The following is a 14,568-nucleotide window of genomic DNA, read 5'->3' as shown; positions in this document are numbered from 1 at the left end:
TCCTGACGGATACATCCTGGATCCCGGGGTCAGTTCAGCAGAGAGAACGCGGTGAAGTCGGTGTACAGGAGCCCTGAAGCGTCGGCCTGATCACGCAACCGCCGGACCCAGGCCGGGCGCCCTTCGAGGACGACAAGGGAGCCCGGAGAGGGGCGCGTGACTTCCGCCGTCGGCGTCCTGGAACCTGAGGAAGGACATCTTGCGCAGCAGATCCGGCTGTTCGGTGGCGGCCTTGGCGGCCTTGGCGGCCTTGGCGGCCAGTCCAGGCGCAGGCGCGACGCCGCCATTCGCCGCCACCCCCCCGGCGGAAGCTTCCCCTTGAGAGCTACGACGAACTTGTATCGACGGTCGACCTCAGGCGCCGCCAGTGGCCCCTTGAGGCTGACCCAGGACTGGACGGCCGGTCTTGTACGTCCTTGCACCCCGATCTGCCGCGGTTCGTCGATCATCGGAGGCCGTCGGCGGGGCGGGCGTCGTTGACGTGGCGCGTGAGCCAGCTCAGGAAGGGCTTCAGGTCCTCGCACGTACGGCGTACGTGGTCCACGGCGGCCGCCGTGTGGATCCAGTTCCCGCCACCCAGGGGGCGTTCGGCGATGAGCGAGCGATGCCGCAGGAGGGCGCTGCGCGGATGGTCCGGCGGAAAGCCACGCGGAGGGCGCTTCATGACGTCGCCGGTGATCTCGTACCCCAGAGCCTTCAGCGACTCGACGACACCGGCCAGTTCGTCGCCGCGTCCGCTGTCGGCCACCGCCGCGCGGAACCTGGCGAGCTGCGCCGGGTCCGGGTACCACCAGGCCCCGCGTACGTGAAGGCCGTCGAGGTCGAACCGGAGGCTGATCTCGACGTTGCGCGACATGCGGATGATCCCGCCCTGGTGCTGCCACCACCAGTGGTTCTTCTGGAAACCCCAGACCGAGAAGTCCTCGTAGGCGGAGTCGAGGTCCGCGAGGTCGTTGAGGAGCGCGATCATGGGGCGGCGCACGAGATGCTCCCGGTCCTTGCGGTGCCGCTCGCGCTGGTCGCGCGCGGGCTCTCCCTGCAGGCGGAGCAGTACGTCGAAGGCCCCGGCCGGCCAGCCGGTGAACTGTCTGGGCATGGCCTCACCCTACGAACCACAGGGCCCTAATGGGCCCGGGATCACGGGAGTTCGCCGGTGAGGCGATGCGATGCGAGGCATGCGATGCAATGCGTGGGATCCGGCCGGAGAGGCTGGCTGCGGATCGCTCGGCCATGCCGGGCCGGTGGGAAGGGAGCTCACCACCCACCTCGCGCGCCACCCGAGGCCCTTCGCGATCCTGGGCCACAGCGCGGGACCGCTCATCCGGGTCATACGCAACTCTTGGCGCATTCGACCTCTTGCTACGGGCGGGAAACCTGGTGGTCGTTGTCTCAGCCCATAGGGGATGCTGCACGCGTGATTGAGCAGGATGCCGCGGTTCGGATCGTTGAAGAAGAGCTGGAACGCGACTATCAGAGGGAGTTGTCGTCGGGGCTGGACCCGATCCGCATGGCTGTGGCGCATGTGGAGCAGCACGAACTGGTGTGGATCGTCTCCTGGACGTCCGAGGAGTATCTGCGGACCCGAAACCCGAACTTCATGCCGGCCGGGAACGGGCCATACCTGGTTGACCGCGTCGACGGAGATCTGCATCAGATCGGCGTCGTGTCCGCGGCAACCAAGGCGTGGGAGGCCGACTACCGAGTCCGGATTCGACGTCAGGCCATACGGACCCCGGTGGACGATCTGCACGATGAAGTCCGGACGGCAGCGACCGATCGCGGACGGATATATGCCATGCACACCATGCGCCAAAGGGTTCCCGCGCTCTCCCACGCTCAGGTCATCGAGTACGTAACCGCCCTGAAAGACGGCGACGCTCCAGCACACCTGGTAGAAGTCGCCATGGCAGAGCTGGTGCCGCCTGTCGAGCCGGTTCTGTCGGTACGGACCATCCGCAGAGCTGGGCACCGTAGCGCACCCTGACCTTCCCCGCGGCGTGATCCTCTCCACCTGGAAGCTCATCGACCTCGACAGCCCGACCACGTCGATCTCGCAGCGAGCCGTGTCGGTCTGCGTCTCAGTGGGGTGTCGCTGTGGCGAGGTTCAGATTTCACGCGGTCGGGGTGGGCTGATGATGCGGCAGATGTGGTCGGCGTCGCTGCAGGACTGCGGGTCGGTCTCGGCGGCCCGCTGGGCAAGGTCACGGAGGGCGGTGCGGGTCTTGCGGAGTTCGGTCATGCGCCGCTTGATCTCGTCGAGGTGCTGGTTGATGAGGTCGGTGACGTGCCCGCAGGGGGCCTCGCCGCTGTCGCGAAGGGCGAGAATGCCGCGGATCTCGGCGAGGGTGAGGCCGGCGTGCTGGGCGTCGCGGATGAACGCGAGACGGGTTTCGGCGGCGGGCGGGTAGTCGCGGTAGCCGCCTGAGGTTCGTGGTGGATCCGGCATCAGGCCGGCCTGTTCGTAGTAGCGGATGGTCTTGGTGGTCAGTCCGCTTCTCGTGGCGAGGTCCCCGATGCGCATGCCTCAAGACTAGCCCTTGACCTTCCAGCGTGCTGGAAGGTCTAGCCTCGGCTGCAGAGGCTATGAACTGGGAGGACGACGCCATGCGGATCACGGTGCTGACGGTTCCGGACTGTCCCAACGGGCCTGTCGTGCAGGAGCGGATCACTGCCGCCCTGAACGGGCGGACGGCTGAGGTGGAGCGCGTGGAAGTGACCGGGTCGGCGGAGGCCGAGCGATCGGGGATGACCGGGTCGCCAACGGTGCTGCTCGATGGCACCGACCCGTTCGGGATCGTGGGGGCGGCGCCGAGTGTGTCGTGCCGGATCTATCGGCATGCTGACGGCAAGGCCGACGGGGCCCCGACGGTGGACGAACTGCGCGAGGCCCTGACCGCGGCGGGCCTGCCCGAGTCCGCGGCCGACGACTGCTGTGCGGTGGACGCGCTGGACCTGGTCGGCCGGGACGGCCGAGGGCGTCTCGCGCCCGACGCCGACGGGCTGCGGGCCGTACATCAAGCGGTGCTGCGGCACTTCGCCGACACCGGCAGCGCCCCTGAGCCGGCTGTGCTGGAGCCGGTCGCGAACGCTGTCGGCCGGACAGCGCCGGAGGTGCTGGCCGAGCTGGCACGGGAGGATTTCCTGACCCTGGGCCCGGACGGGCGGATCCGGGCGGCGTATCCGTTCTCCGCGGTACCGACCCGGCACCGGGTGACGATCGCGGGCGGCGTGCAGGTGTGGTCGATGTGCGCGATCGACGCGCTCGGCATCCCCGCCATGCTCGGCCGCGATGTGGTGATCACCTCCGTCGACCCGGTCACCGGCGAGAGCGTCACGGTGACCAGCGAGAACGGGCAGACGGTGTGGGAGCCCGCGGCGGCGATGGTGTTCGTCGGACGCAGGGGCGGATGTTCCGGGCCCGCGGCCGAGGTGTGCTGCGACACCCTGAACTTCTTCACCGGCTCCGCCTCCGCCCAGACGTGGATCACGCAGCACCCGGACGTGAACGGCCAGATCGTGGACCGGGCCCGCGCCGAAGAAATCGGCCGGAGGACATTCGGCCCGCTGCTGACCTCCGGCTGACCAGCCCGTCAGTCCCGCTCAGGTCAGCCCGGTCAGGCAAGCCCGGCAAATCCCGGCAATCCCGGTCAGGCGGGCGCGGCCGAGCCGTCGGACGGATCCTTCGGCAGCGGCAGCGGCAGCGGTAGCGGTAGCGGCAGGGCGATCGCCCCGCCCGGCGGGCAGGGCTTGGGTTCGGCGGGGCTCGCGCACGCCGGCGCCGCCGGGTCCCGAGCCGCCGCCGGGGGAGGGGCAGGCCGGACCGAGACGGATTACCCGCAGCGTGAACGCCGGCCAGAGCGCGGCCAGGCCGGCGGCGGCCGTCCCGGTGGGGACCATCACCTCGGCGATGCCGCCGCCGATCGCAGACCGGCGCCCGCTGTCACAGCGCCCAGGGACCAGCGGAAGCAGGCCCGGTAGGTGATCACGGTGCGGCCCAGGCGGGCGATGCCGCGAGGACCCTGCCACGCGGTCCAGGGACGCCGCCCAGACAGGCCCACCCTTGCGACTCTCTCGGAGGCCAGACATGCCAGGTCTCTCGTCTCCCGCTCGGGCCCGGGACCACAGGGCCGATGGCGTTGGGCCTGGCGCGAGGGACGCGATGACTCATTGCGGCTGACACCAGTCCTGCGCGGGTGCGGCGTCGAATCACCAGTGACAGCCATGCAGTCCTGGTGAGGCGAGTGCGATGACGAAGGACGAGTTCAGCCGGCTGATCGAGCAGGCGCGTGCGGAGGCCCGGCGTACCGTCCTGGCCCCTCGGGAAGTCAGCGCAGGCGATCTGTACGAGGCCCGCGCACGGCACGCAGAATTCGGGGCCGGCGCACATTGAGGTTCGGTTCAGCTCGGCACGGTCGTGATCCGGCGCGGTGCGGGGGCAAGGAGTCGCTCGCCCTCGGTGGACGGCCCGGCCGTGCCGCCACCCGGCGAGCTGGGACGTCCCCTCGTCCCAAGATCCTGGCCGACCCCTCGCGCCTCCCGGCAGGGATGTGCGCCGGGTTTGCGCCCTGCCACCGGCGACGGCTGGAGTGCAACCGTTGACGCATGGGTCTGATCGAGCGGAAGCATGGAGCCGACGACGGCCGCCCCATGGGTTCCCAGGCTCATCTCGAGTACCGGTCCGACAGCCGGGAGATCCTGCACGGCTTCACGCAGTTCTACGTACAGGCGCCTGTGTTCGGCGTACGAGTCATCAGGCCATCACCCCGATGCCGCTCCCACAGCGCCAACGCTGAGCGCGGCTGACAGGTTGACCTCGATGGTGTCCCCCGAACTGAGAGGTGCCCGTGATTCACGTCAGCGAGACCTTCGCCTTGCACACCACCGAGGAGTTCCTCACGGAAGAGGAATCCACTCTGCTCGAGAAGGTCATGACAGCCGACCCGCCGGTGACGGATGAGGGCGCCGAGCCCTCGTCCCGCTACGAGCGTGCTCCTGCCGCGGCACAGTCGGTCCTGCAGCAGGCCTTCGAGCGTGCCCTGCCGTCCCTGAACCGCGTGATGCCCGCTGTCGTGGCCGCAGCACCCTGGTCGTACGCGGAGATCGTCCCGGGTGACTCTGTGCCGGTCCACGTCGACGGCATCCCGGACCCGCTTGCCCACCCCAAGCGCATCGGCCGGATCGGCGTGGTCATCACGGCGGCGCAGCAGGGTGGTGAGTTCTACGTGGCCACCACCGCCAGCCCCGAGCTGTGGACGGACACCGAACTCGCCGAGACAGACGGTTTCCATCAGGGCATGCGACTGACCCGCAGCCTTCCCCACGAGGTCGATCCCTCGCCGCAGATCCACGCGTCACCGACGTGGGCGGAGCGCCTCCCGCAGACCCGCTGGACGACCGACGCGCCGGCCAGGACCGCCGTCGCCTATGGAGCTCAGCTGCTGCACGGCGTGACGCCGGTGACGAGCGGCGTCGTCCGCAAGTTCGTCACCGACCTGCTGGACGCCCCGTCCCCCTGACAGAAGCAGCCAGCAGCCAGCAGCCAGCAGCCCGGCAGTCAGACGGCAGAACCGGTTGTCGGAAACGGGCCCGCCACCCCCACAACGGTGGCGGGCCTCCGGCCCAACTCACATACCGGAAGCGAGCGGTGGAATCGGATCTTGAGGGACAGGTCGCGCTGGTCAGCGGTGCCGCAGGCGGCATCGGGGCGGCGGTCGCGCGCCTGCTCGCTGAACGCGGCGCACAGGTGTTGGCCACCGACCTCCGTGCCGGGCCGGTGACCTCGCCGGGCAGCGGCCGCCCGCAGCAGCTCGACGTCACCGACCGCGGTGCCGTCGACGCCATGATCGACAGCATCGTCGCGAACAACAAGCGCCTCGACATCCTGGTCAACGTCGCCGGTGTGCTGCGCCCGGCCGCGGCCACCGAGACCACCGACGAGGACTGGGCCCACTCCTTCGCCGTCAACACGACCGGCGTCTTTCACCTGTGTCGCGCGGCGGGCCGGGTCATGGCCGCTCAGCGCCGCGGCTGCATCGTGACGGTCGGGTCCAACGCGGCGGGTGTTCCTCGTACGGGGATGGCCGCCTACGCCGCGTCAAAAGCGGCGGCCGTGCACTTCACCCGGTGCCTTGGTCTGGAACTCGCCGCCAGCGGCGTGCGCTGCAACGTCGTCTCGCCCGGAGCCACCGACACCGCGATGCAGAGAGAGTGGCTCGGACCGGCCGGCCTCGGGCAGGCCGTCCACGGCGATCCGACTGCCTACCGGGTGCCCGTCCCGCTGGGCCGCATCGCGGCTGCCGACGACATCGCCGAGGCCGTCGCCTTCCTGGCCTCCGACCGCGCCCGCCACATCACGCTGCACGACCTGTACGTGGACGGCGGATCCAGCCTCCGGGGCTGAAACCGCTCCTCCAGTCGGCGGCCCGGCACACTCACGCACAGGAGCCGACGATGACAGCGCCCACTTCCTCGCCCACTTCCTCGTCCACCAACGTGACACCGGACCGGCGCTACAGCGCTGCCCGCGTTCCTGCTCACCACCATGGCCGTGGTGGTCACCCCCGGCACCGGAGTGGTGTACACACTCACCGCCGGACTGTCCCATGGCCGCCGGGCGGGCGTAGCCGCCGCATTCGGCTGCACCCTCGGCATCCTGCCGCACCTGGCGGCGACCATCACCGGCCTCGCCGCACCCCTGCACACCAGCGCCGTCGCGTACGAGGTGGTGAAGTACCTCGGTGTCGGTTACCTCCTTTACATGGCGTGGGCAACGCTTCGCGACACGGAGGCCCTGGACGCAGAGAGGACGACGGAGCCCCGACCGGCGGCCCGTCTGATCGCTTCCGGGGTACTGCTCAACCTTCTCAACCCGAAGCTCACGATGTTCTTCGTCGCGTTCCTGCCACAGTTCGTGCCCGCCGACGAGTCCGGCTCCCTGGGCGCGATGCTCCGGCTCAGTGCCGTGTTCATGGCGCTGACCTTCGTCGTCTTCGCTGCGTACGGGATGTGTGCCGCCCTCGTACGACACCGCCTGCTGGCCCGGCCGAAGGTGATGACGGGCATCCGCCGGGGGTTCGCCGCCTGCTTCGTGGGCCTGAGCGCGTGGCTGGCGGTGGCGTGACATGCGATTCCGGCACGCGGACGCCATCTGGTCCGACTACCCCGAACTCACCGCAGGCGCCCTCCGGGCCACCGGCGTGGGTGCCACCGCCGAAGTCGGCCCGCGCGTAACCGAATTCACCGCCTGTGCCGCCGCCCGGCTGGCCGGCGCCACCGAAAGCACCTTCCCCGAAGTCCTGGCCTGGCGGCGGACCTTCTCCCGGATGCGGCTCAAGCCGACGCAGTACCGCTGCGCCTCGGAGTCACTGCTGCGGCGACTGAGAAGGGAAGGAGACCTGCCGCGCATCCACCCGGTGGTCGACCTGTGCAACGCGATCTCCGCCGCGTACGCCGTGCCGGTGGCGGTCCTCGACGCCGACCGCATCGTCGGCCCACTGCTAGAGGTGCGCTACGCCCGCGGCGACGAGCACTGCACGACCTTCGGCGGCGGCACCGAACACCCCGCACCCGGCGAAGTGACCTTCATCGACTCCACCGGACGGGCCCACGCACGCCGCTGGACCAACCGTCAGAGCGGGCACTCCGCGGTCGGCGAGCACACCAGCAGGATCCTGGTGGTGGCGGAAGCCATGCACGACGACGGCACCGAAGCCGTGCCGGAGCTTTTGAACACCCTCGCTGAGGAACTGGCCACCCACTGGCCGACCGACCCGGCAACCGCCCTCCTCACCCCGTCCGCACCAGAGTTCGCCTTCGGCGGGTAGGCCAGGCCCCTGCGATCAGGGGGAAGCCGAGGTGCCGTATGACAGCATGGCCCCGGTGAACACGGGGACACAGGCAATGCACGGAACGGCTGCCGTACCCACGACCGACGCCGCGCCCACGTCCCCCGAATCCCCGGCGTACGGCTCCGACTTCCTGCAACTCGGCGCAGGCGACGTACCCCTCGGCGGCAAGGCCGCCTGGCTGGCCCGACGACTCCGACAGGCCATAGCTGACGGCCAGTTGACCGTGGGAAGCAGACTGCCGCCCACCCGCGTGCTGGCTGCCGAACTCCGCGTCTCGCGCGGGGTGATCACCGAGGCCTACCGGCGCCTTGCCGAAGACGGCCATGTCGAGGGACGTCGGCGCGGCGGGACAGTGGTGGTCGCCGCACCTCCCCTCGCGCAGGTGCGGCCCCGCGCGACCGGTCCGTTCCGAAGCCCGACGCCGGCCGCGCCCGACCGGACGGTCACAGGGGCCCAGAACCTGTTCGCCGGCGAACCCGAAGCGGACGTGTTCGACACCCTGCGCGCCACCGACGCGCGCATCGACTTCACCCCCGGCCTGCCCGACCTCACCACGTTCCCCCGAGCGGCATGGCTACGCGCCGAACGAGCCGTGCTCACCGACCTGTCATCCGAGAACCTCGGCTACGGCGACCCCCGGGGTGCCCCACAACTGCGGCGCGCCGTCACAACCTGGCTCGCGACCATCCGCGGCATCCGGGTGGAGCCGGACGAGGTTCTCGTCGTAGCGGGCACAGCACAAGCGCTGACACTCCTTCACCCTGTCCTGCGGGACGACGGGATCGACAGTGTTGCGGTGGAGGACCCGGGCTCGCTCGGCACCCGCCAGCACCTGCAGAACGGAAACCTGGCCACCCCACCGGTGCCGGTCGACCACAGTGGTGTGCGCGTCGACGCCCTGCGCGCCACCGGCGCTCGCGCCGCGCTGCTCACACCCGCCCACCAGTTCCCCACCGGCGTGGTGACGAGCGGCGAGCGCCGCCGCGAGCTGCTGCGCTGGGCACAGGACGGCGGGCTGATCATGGAGGACGACTACGACGCGGAACACCGCTACGACCGTCCACCCGTGCCCGCGCTGCGCGCCCTGCTGACCGACCAGGTGTGCTACATGGGCAGCGTGTCCAAGCTCCTCGCCCCCGCGCTGCGCATCGGCTGGGTGGTACCGCCGCCCCGCTACCGAGCCCCGCTCACTGACGCGAAACGCTTCACCGACCTGGGCAATGCGGTACTGCCGCAGCTGGTCCTCGCCCGCCTGATGGAGTCCGGAGACCTGGAGCGGCACCTCCACCTGCTGCGCCGCCGTCATCGAAGGCGCCGCGACGCGATGATCGACGCCCTCGCCGAGCACCTGCCGGGCGCGGTCGTGCACGGCGCAGCCGCCGGCCTGCACCTGACCGTCACCTACGCGCCAGAAGTGCCCGACACCGAACTCGCCGCCGCCGCGCTCGCCCGAGGCGTGAAGTGCCAACCGCTGTCGTGGCACCGCCAGATACCCGGCAACCCCGGCCTCGTCCTCGGCTACGCTGCCACCCCGCCAGGGACCATCACCGAAGGTGTGGCGGCACTGGGCGAGGCACTGCGCGAACTGAGCTGACACACCGCGAAACGCGCTCACGACACCACCCACCATCCCAGGTGTGGCGCCTGGTGGCCGCCCAGTGAGCAGCTCATTTAGCTCATCCGGTGCGAGGACAAAGGGACCGGCGCGCGGGACGAAGCCTGGTGGCAGCCGACGATCAGGGTGAGGCGACAGAGAGGCGTGTCGTCGTGGATCCGGAGGCATCGCACGGGAGCGGTTGCTTGGGATAGGCCCGGGCGAAATCGCCGCTGATATCCGTCTGGGCGGCCTGCATGGCCGCTGCGTCAATATTGATCAGCCCATCGAAGGGACGGTCGATGTCACGCGTCAGCATCAAGCAACCGGCGATCAGAGCGGAGAGTACGACAAGGCAGACAAGTTCGGTTCCTTGTTTGCGGTACGGGAGACAGAAAGCCAGCCCGGCGATCACGACGGCCAGCGCCAGAAGCATGAACCAGTACATGACTTCAGGAATGGTCGGCGACGCCTCGGAGACCCGCTTTTGGCGCGCCTGGGATCGTTCGTTGTCAGCCGCCACGATCATTTCAAAGGCGGGCCCGTTCTTGTCGGACGCCTTCAGGTCGGACCGAAGTCGGGTGCTCCATACGCTCGGCACGTCGGACGTCTCGCCCTTGGCCATGCGCGGCCACTCGTGAAACTGAACGGCACGCGCGTAACAGACCGTATCCGCCTGGAGTTTCTCCCTGGTCGGCCCTTCCACGAATTCCGCCACCTCGTAGAGGTGATCCACAGCTCCAGCCTCGGTTCGGCTCGCTTCTCCTGCGGCTCCGAAGGATTCAGCGGCAACGACAATGGCAAAGGCAAGAATCAAGGTGGCGAGCGTCTCTACAGGGCTGATGAGGTCCCGCACGGTGACCGATTCAGCGTTCTCGCCGACCAGGCGTACACGTAAGAAGCGCTTGAGCAACAGTCCGATAACCAGCGCTGAAATCGCAACGACCGCAGTGACCCACATGATCCATGATCATCGGAGAAGGAGACCTCGAGAAGGAAGCGAAACGCGCACACAACGCAGGAATTCCGCCCGACGCATCGCGTCGATCAGCGGGGCGACCTCGTCCACCACCTGCTGGCGCGGCTTATGGGCGGAGCGCCGCTTTGCGCCACTGGAGGTGCTCCGAAATCCGGCCAACGGATCAGGCTGTACGAGAACCGCACCGTGGCCCGCACCGCAGCCGTGCCGGGCCGTGGTCGGGTTGCTGGTCGGCGGTGGCGTCGTAGAGGTGCTGGTGCCGACTGATGCGGTGGTGGTGGTGGTGGTGGCGGCCTTTATTCCGGTTACTGCTCACATCAGGGGTGATGACATGCTTCACGGGAACGCCCTCACGCGTGATCGCGAACAGTTCTGGGGCAGGGGTTCCGGGTTTCATTGCTGGGCGAGATCCACGATCCTGATGTTGTTGTAGTGGATGACGCGCGTGGGTACGTCTCCGTCGTCGATCGGCTTATGTCGATGGGCGCCGTCTCGAACGCTGTGCTGAAGCACCCGGACCATTCGAGGGGCGGTTGGCTTGGGGGGCGGTTTCGCTGTGCGGCTCAGGTCGTTCCGGCGTTGCAACGCCCCGTAGCCATGGGCTTGTTCGTCCTCAGCCTGTTGGTCCTGGGGTACGAGAGCTGGGCAACGCCTGGAGCCCGGTCCTCGTTGCAGTGGTGAGCGAAGAGCCGGGCCTGAGCGCATAGTTGGCCGTGCAGGGTCGGGAGGGGGCGGGGTTGCAGGTCAGGCCGCTGCCTGCTCCGCTGCCTGCTCCGCTTCCTGGGCCAGGTAGGGGGTGTCTCTGGCTGGGGTGGCTGGGGTGGCTGGGGTGGCCGGGTGGGGCGGGTTGGTGAGCGTCCTCCTCGTGACGGGGGCCGGGGCGGTGCGGCTGCGTCGGCTCAGTTCAGGCAGCAGGCTGGCGAGGCCGAGTACGGCGATCGCTGCGCCGAGCCAGAGTGGGGAGCGCAGCCCGAAGCTCTCGACGAAGACGCCGCCGAGCGACGAGCCGATGATGACGCCGAGGGTGATGAACGAGGAGTGGACCGTGTTCACGAGCGGGCCCGGGTTGCCGGTGCGCTGGACGCGGGTCGCCATCGCTGGGTTCATCGTCACGCCGGCCAGGCCGATGCCCGTCATCAGGACGACCGCGGCCGCACTGACGTCGGCGAAGACGGCGAATCCGGCGAGGAACAGTGTGTTGAGGGCGAGTCCGACGACCTGGACGCTCACGGTCCGGCGGTCGGCGAGGCGGCCGACGGCGCTGTTGCCGATGACGGTGGCGGCACCGTAGGCGATGAGCAGGGCGGGGACGCTGGACTCACGGAAGCCGCTGGCCTCGGTGAGGATGGGGTTGAAGTAGCTGAAGGCGGAGAAGGTCGCGCCGATGACGAGGGTGCTGGTGGAGAGCACGAGCCAGAGCCGCGGCTTCTTGAAGACCTGGGCCTCTTCCCGGAACGTACCGCCGGAGCTGCCCGGGCGCTCTAGGCGCGGAACCCCGACGAAGGTCGCCACAGCGGCGATGACGGTGAGCAGCGAGATGGCCCAGAAGGCGGCGCGCCAGCCCACGTTGCCGCCGATGAAGGTGGCCATCGGCAGGCCGAGGAGGGTGCCGAGCATGAGGCCGTTCATGGCGACGCCGATGGCACGGCCGCGGATCTCCTCCCGCGTCACCGCGGAGCACAGCGAGATCGCGACGCCGAAGAACGCCTGCGCCGCGATGCCGGTGATGATGCGGGCGGTGAGCATGGCGCCGTAGCTGGTGGCGGTCGCGGCGAGTGCGTTGCCGACGAGGAAGATGACGAAGAGGACCAGTAGCGCAGGCTTGGGACGCAGCTTCATCAGTGCCATGGTCAGGAACGGCCCGCCGACCGCCATGGCGACGGCGAATGCGGTGATCAGGTAGCCGATCTGGGGGATCGTCGCACCGAGCCCCGCCGCCATCTGAGGCATGAGGCCGGCGACGACGAACTCGCTGGTCACCATGGCGAAGATGCCAAGGGCCAGCACATAGACGGTACGTGGCATGAGCAGGTCACGTCCTTACGGAAGGTCGCTTACGCGATAGTTTTGTACTGAGCTATCTAAAACCGGGGTAGACGGAAGCGCGAAGTGGTGGAGATGGGAGACGTCAGGGGGCGAGTGCGTCCAGAGCGGTCTCTGCGATCGACTCGAGTGCGGTGCGGTCGAGGCCGCTCTGGGCCGAGATGCGCATGCCTGCGATGGTCGCGTTGAGGAACAGGGCGACCTCGCGCGGCTCTCGGGCCCGCGAGATCTCTCCGGCGTGCTGACCGGAGGCGATCACGTCCTGAAGCGCCCCGAGGCGACGCTCCAGATCGCGTTGCAGCAGGTCGGCGGCCTCTGGGTCACGCAGGGAGAGTCCCGCACTGGTGTTGACCCCCAAGCAGCCGATGCCCAGGCGCTCATGACGGTTGCTCTCCTCTGTGTCGATGACCCGGCGGAACAACTGCCGCAAACGGGCGAGGGGCGGCAGGGCCAAGTCCCCCAGGATGGCCGCCTGACCGTCCGTCATGCTGTCGAGGTAGTGCGCCAACGCCCGGACGAACAGGGCGTGTTTGCTGACGAAGGTGTTGTAAATACTGCTGCGCCCCAGACCGGTCGCCGTACACAGCTCCTGGGTGGACGCGGCTTCGTACCCCTTCTCCCAGAACAGGCGCATCGCACCCTCCAGGGCGCGTTCCTCGTCGAAGGTCCTCGGTCGTGCCATGCCGGAAGCGTAGCATGTATTGGACTGCTCGTTTCAAAACTCTCCGTGGCCCCGGACCCCTTCAGGCCCTGAGCACGCCCGAGCCGCAGACCATCGCAACCGAACTGGACGAACTCACCGCAATGGAACGGGTGTTGCTCGAAGTCGCCCGGCTGAACCGCACCTGACTCGACAGCATCCCACTGCACTACGGGGCGAACCGGTTCGGCCTGAACGGACCGTCCTGCACTGGACGGCGTTACGGGTCGAGTGGCTGGCACGAGCCCACTTCGTGTTCCTGGCCGAGCAGCAGATCCGCCTTCCCGTTGCCGTCGAGGTCGCCGGCCGCGCTCTGCCCGTAGTCCAGATGGCCGGGTATGTGCGTCACATGCGTGGCGTCCGCGCTCTCGCCGAGGCCCTCGCCGGAGCCCCCAGAGCATGACGATGCCGCGTGCGTCGTCGGCGTTGTCCTCGAGCGCCTCGAGCGCCTCGAGCGTCTCGAGCGTCTCGAGGGTCCCGCTCTGCCCTGTCCAGGTGCCCCTTCCCTCCTGACGGCAGCGAGCACGCGCAGCGCGCGCCTGTCCCCGTCTCGTCGTGTGTGATCTCGAGGCCGGCTGTGCGGCACTGCTCGCTGACCCACGCGGAGCGGAGGCGGAGTTTCGGGTAGCTGCTGGCGTGCAGGGCCCAGGTGGCGCTGGTGCGGGTGTGGATGAGGGTCGTGGACGGTGACGGTTTCTTCACCGTATTCCAGGAAGCAGGTCATGATCCGGTCCGCGGTGGCGCGTACAGGGAGGAACCGGTCCTCGCCCGTACGCGGCGTGCTCAAGTCCCCGTAGGTGTGGGTTGAGCGAAGTCGTTCGGTGCGGGTTGGCCGTGCCTGCGGGTCAGTCCGGGGATCTGCTCGATGAAGGTCCGGCGCGAACAGATGGTGTTTTGGCACCGGGAGTGACGAACCCGGAGTTGGAGTACGACAGTTCGTCCGGCGCTCGCTACGTCGGCGGGAGGTCGTAAGTAGGAGCTGTGAAGCCCGAGTTGACCAGGCTCCGCATCTCGGGCAGGCGGCGCCGGCAGCGGTGCTTTGTGTGCCGTCGCGCGCTGTCTCGATATTGATGTCCACCGGCCGTACCGCGGTGTCCGGGATCGATGGGAGCAACGGCTTTTAGCCGGAGTGCGACCTCTTCCACGGCCAGGGCTTTCAGCCCTGGACCTCCGGCCGGAGCTCATTTTTGGGCGAGTTCAGGAGCGGCTCGGAGAGGTGTAGTGGTCACTCGCAGTGGCCGTTGGGCGGAAGTTGAGCGAGAACCGCTGCTGCTTGAGGACGTCTTAGAGGTCGTTAAGTCCGATCTTCCTCGGTTCGTGATCGCTCGATCGTGGTACTGATCGCCGTACGAGGCGACCATTCGTCATGTGCATGCTGGGATGCGGGCATGGATCGAAGACCGTA

General features: G+C 68.7%; 14 protein-coding genes. 8 read left to right on the top strand and 6 right to left on the bottom strand.

Annotation, left to right across the window (positions count from 1 at the left end; genetic code table 11):
- Positions 1 to 445: 445 nt before the first annotated feature.
- Complete coding sequence (locus RCO28_RS22095; protein WP_308942937.1) at positions 446 to 1,096, bottom strand: DUF2461 family protein; 651 nt, start codon at positions 1,094 to 1,096, stop codon at positions 446 to 448.
- A 318-nt stretch (positions 1,097 to 1,414) separates the two neighbouring features.
- Here RCO28_RS22095 and RCO28_RS22090 point away from each other — a divergent pair, with 318 nt between their 5' ends.
- Positions 1,415 to 1,984 carry a YrhB domain-containing protein gene (locus tag RCO28_RS22090; RefSeq protein WP_308942936.1) on the top strand — a complete coding sequence of 190 codons (570 nt, stop codon included), beginning with the start codon at positions 1,415 to 1,417 and terminating at the stop codon, positions 1,982 to 1,984.
- Between the two features lie 120 nt (positions 1,985 to 2,104).
- On the opposite strand, the gene RCO28_RS22085 is transcribed toward RCO28_RS22090, so the two are convergent.
- Positions 2,105 to 2,521 carry a heavy metal-responsive transcriptional regulator gene (locus RCO28_RS22085; RefSeq protein WP_308942935.1) on the bottom strand — a complete coding sequence of 139 codons (417 nt, stop codon included), beginning with the start codon at positions 2,519 to 2,521 and terminating at the stop codon, positions 2,105 to 2,107.
- A 62-nt stretch (positions 2,522 to 2,583) separates the two neighbouring features.
- On the opposite strand from RCO28_RS22085, the gene merB reads away from it, so the two are divergent.
- From merB to RCO28_RS22050, 7 genes are all read left to right on the top strand, one after another.
- The gene (merB, locus tag RCO28_RS22080) at positions 2,584 to 3,582 is read left to right on the top strand and encodes an organomercurial lyase (protein WP_308942934.1); all 999 of its coding nucleotides are present in this window, start codon (positions 2,584 to 2,586) and stop codon (positions 3,580 to 3,582) included.
- 664 nt (positions 3,583 to 4,246) lie between these two features.
- Entirely contained in the window at positions 4,247 to 4,390 is a 144-nt protein-coding gene (locus RCO28_RS22075) for a hypothetical protein (RefSeq protein WP_308942933.1), read from the top strand.
- A gap of 454 nt (positions 4,391 to 4,844) precedes the next feature.
- Entirely contained in the window at positions 4,845 to 5,516 is a 672-nt protein-coding gene (locus tag RCO28_RS22070) for a hypothetical protein (RefSeq protein WP_308942932.1), read from the top strand.
- Between the two features lie 128 nt (positions 5,517 to 5,644).
- Positions 5,645 to 6,400, top strand: a complete 756-nt coding sequence (locus RCO28_RS22065) for an SDR family oxidoreductase (RefSeq protein ID WP_308942931.1) — start codon at positions 5,645 to 5,647, stop codon at positions 6,398 to 6,400.
- Between the two features lie 141 nt (positions 6,401 to 6,541).
- Positions 6,542 to 7,120 (top strand): LysE family translocator, encoded by a 579-nt coding sequence (locus RCO28_RS22060; protein WP_308942930.1) that lies wholly within the window; start codon positions 6,542 to 6,544, stop codon positions 7,118 to 7,120.
- 1 nt (position 7,121) lies between these two features.
- A complete protein-coding gene (locus RCO28_RS22055) occupies positions 7,122 to 7,823 on the top strand; it encodes a phenylalanine--tRNA ligase beta subunit-related protein (protein WP_308942929.1) in 702 nt (233 codons plus the stop codon).
- 76 nt (positions 7,824 to 7,899) lie between these two features.
- Complete coding sequence (locus tag RCO28_RS22050) at positions 7,900 to 9,441, top strand: PLP-dependent aminotransferase family protein (RefSeq protein WP_308942928.1); 1,542 nt, start codon at positions 7,900 to 7,902, stop codon at positions 9,439 to 9,441.
- Between the two features lie 142 nt (positions 9,442 to 9,583).
- On the opposite strand, the gene RCO28_RS22045 is transcribed toward RCO28_RS22050, so the two are convergent.
- The 4 genes from RCO28_RS22045 to RCO28_RS22030 form a co-directional block, all read right to left on the bottom strand.
- Positions 9,584 to 10,402 carry a hypothetical protein gene (locus tag RCO28_RS22045; protein ID WP_308942927.1) on the bottom strand — a complete coding sequence of 273 codons (819 nt, stop codon included), beginning with the start codon at positions 10,400 to 10,402 and terminating at the stop codon, positions 9,584 to 9,586.
- 762 nt (positions 10,403 to 11,164) lie between these two features.
- On the bottom strand, positions 11,165 to 12,445 hold the full coding sequence (locus RCO28_RS22040) for an MFS transporter (protein WP_308942926.1): 1,281 nt from the start codon (positions 12,443 to 12,445) through the stop codon (positions 11,165 to 11,167).
- Positions 12,446 to 12,548: 103 nt separating this feature from the next.
- Positions 12,549 to 13,145: a TetR/AcrR family transcriptional regulator gene (locus RCO28_RS22035; RefSeq protein ID WP_308942925.1), complete on the bottom strand. Its 597-nt coding sequence runs from the start codon at positions 13,143 to 13,145 to the stop codon at positions 12,549 to 12,551.
- A gap of 238 nt (positions 13,146 to 13,383) precedes the next feature.
- Positions 13,384 to 13,512, bottom strand: coding sequence for a hypothetical protein (locus tag RCO28_RS22030; RefSeq protein ID WP_308942924.1), 129 nt, complete (start codon positions 13,510 to 13,512; stop codon positions 13,384 to 13,386).
- Positions 13,513 to 14,568: the final 1,056 nt, after the last annotated feature.

Origin of the sequence: Streptomyces sp. LHD-70 (assembly GCF_031157275.1) — a bacterium.
GTDB lineage: Bacteria > Actinomycetota > Actinomycetes > Streptomycetales > Streptomycetaceae > Streptomyces.
This window is presented reverse-complemented; position numbering and strand designations above follow the sequence as displayed.

Bases quoted from the DNA above. Each gene is read 5' to 3' on its own strand.
- RCO28_RS22050 (WP_308942928.1), top strand. From the start codon at position 7,900: ATGCACGGAACGGCTGCCGTACCCACGACCGACGCCGCGCCCACGTCC.
- merB (WP_308942934.1), top strand. From the start codon at position 2,584: ATGAACTGGGAGGACGACGCCATGCGGATCACGGTGCTGACGGTTCCG.
- RCO28_RS22035 (WP_308942925.1), bottom strand. From the start codon at position 13,145: ATGGCACGACCGAGGACCTTCGACGAGGAACGCGCCCTGGAGGGTGCG.
- RCO28_RS22055 (WP_308942929.1), top strand. From the start codon at position 7,122: ATGCGATTCCGGCACGCGGACGCCATCTGGTCCGACTACCCCGAACTC.
- RCO28_RS22085 (WP_308942935.1), bottom strand. From the start codon at position 2,521: ATGCGCATCGGGGACCTCGCCACGAGAAGCGGACTGACCACCAAGACC.
- RCO28_RS22040 (WP_308942926.1), bottom strand. From the start codon at position 12,445: ATGCCACGTACCGTCTATGTGCTGGCCCTTGGCATCTTCGCCATGGTG.
- RCO28_RS22060 (WP_308942930.1), top strand. From the start codon at position 6,542: ATGGCCGTGGTGGTCACCCCCGGCACCGGAGTGGTGTACACACTCACC.
- RCO28_RS22095 (WP_308942937.1), bottom strand. From the start codon at position 1,096: ATGCCCAGACAGTTCACCGGCTGGCCGGCCGGGGCCTTCGACGTACTG.
- RCO28_RS22075 (WP_308942933.1), top strand. From the start codon at position 4,247: ATGACGAAGGACGAGTTCAGCCGGCTGATCGAGCAGGCGCGTGCGGAG.
- RCO28_RS22045 (WP_308942927.1), bottom strand. From the start codon at position 10,402: ATGTGGGTCACTGCGGTCGTTGCGATTTCAGCGCTGGTTATCGGACTG.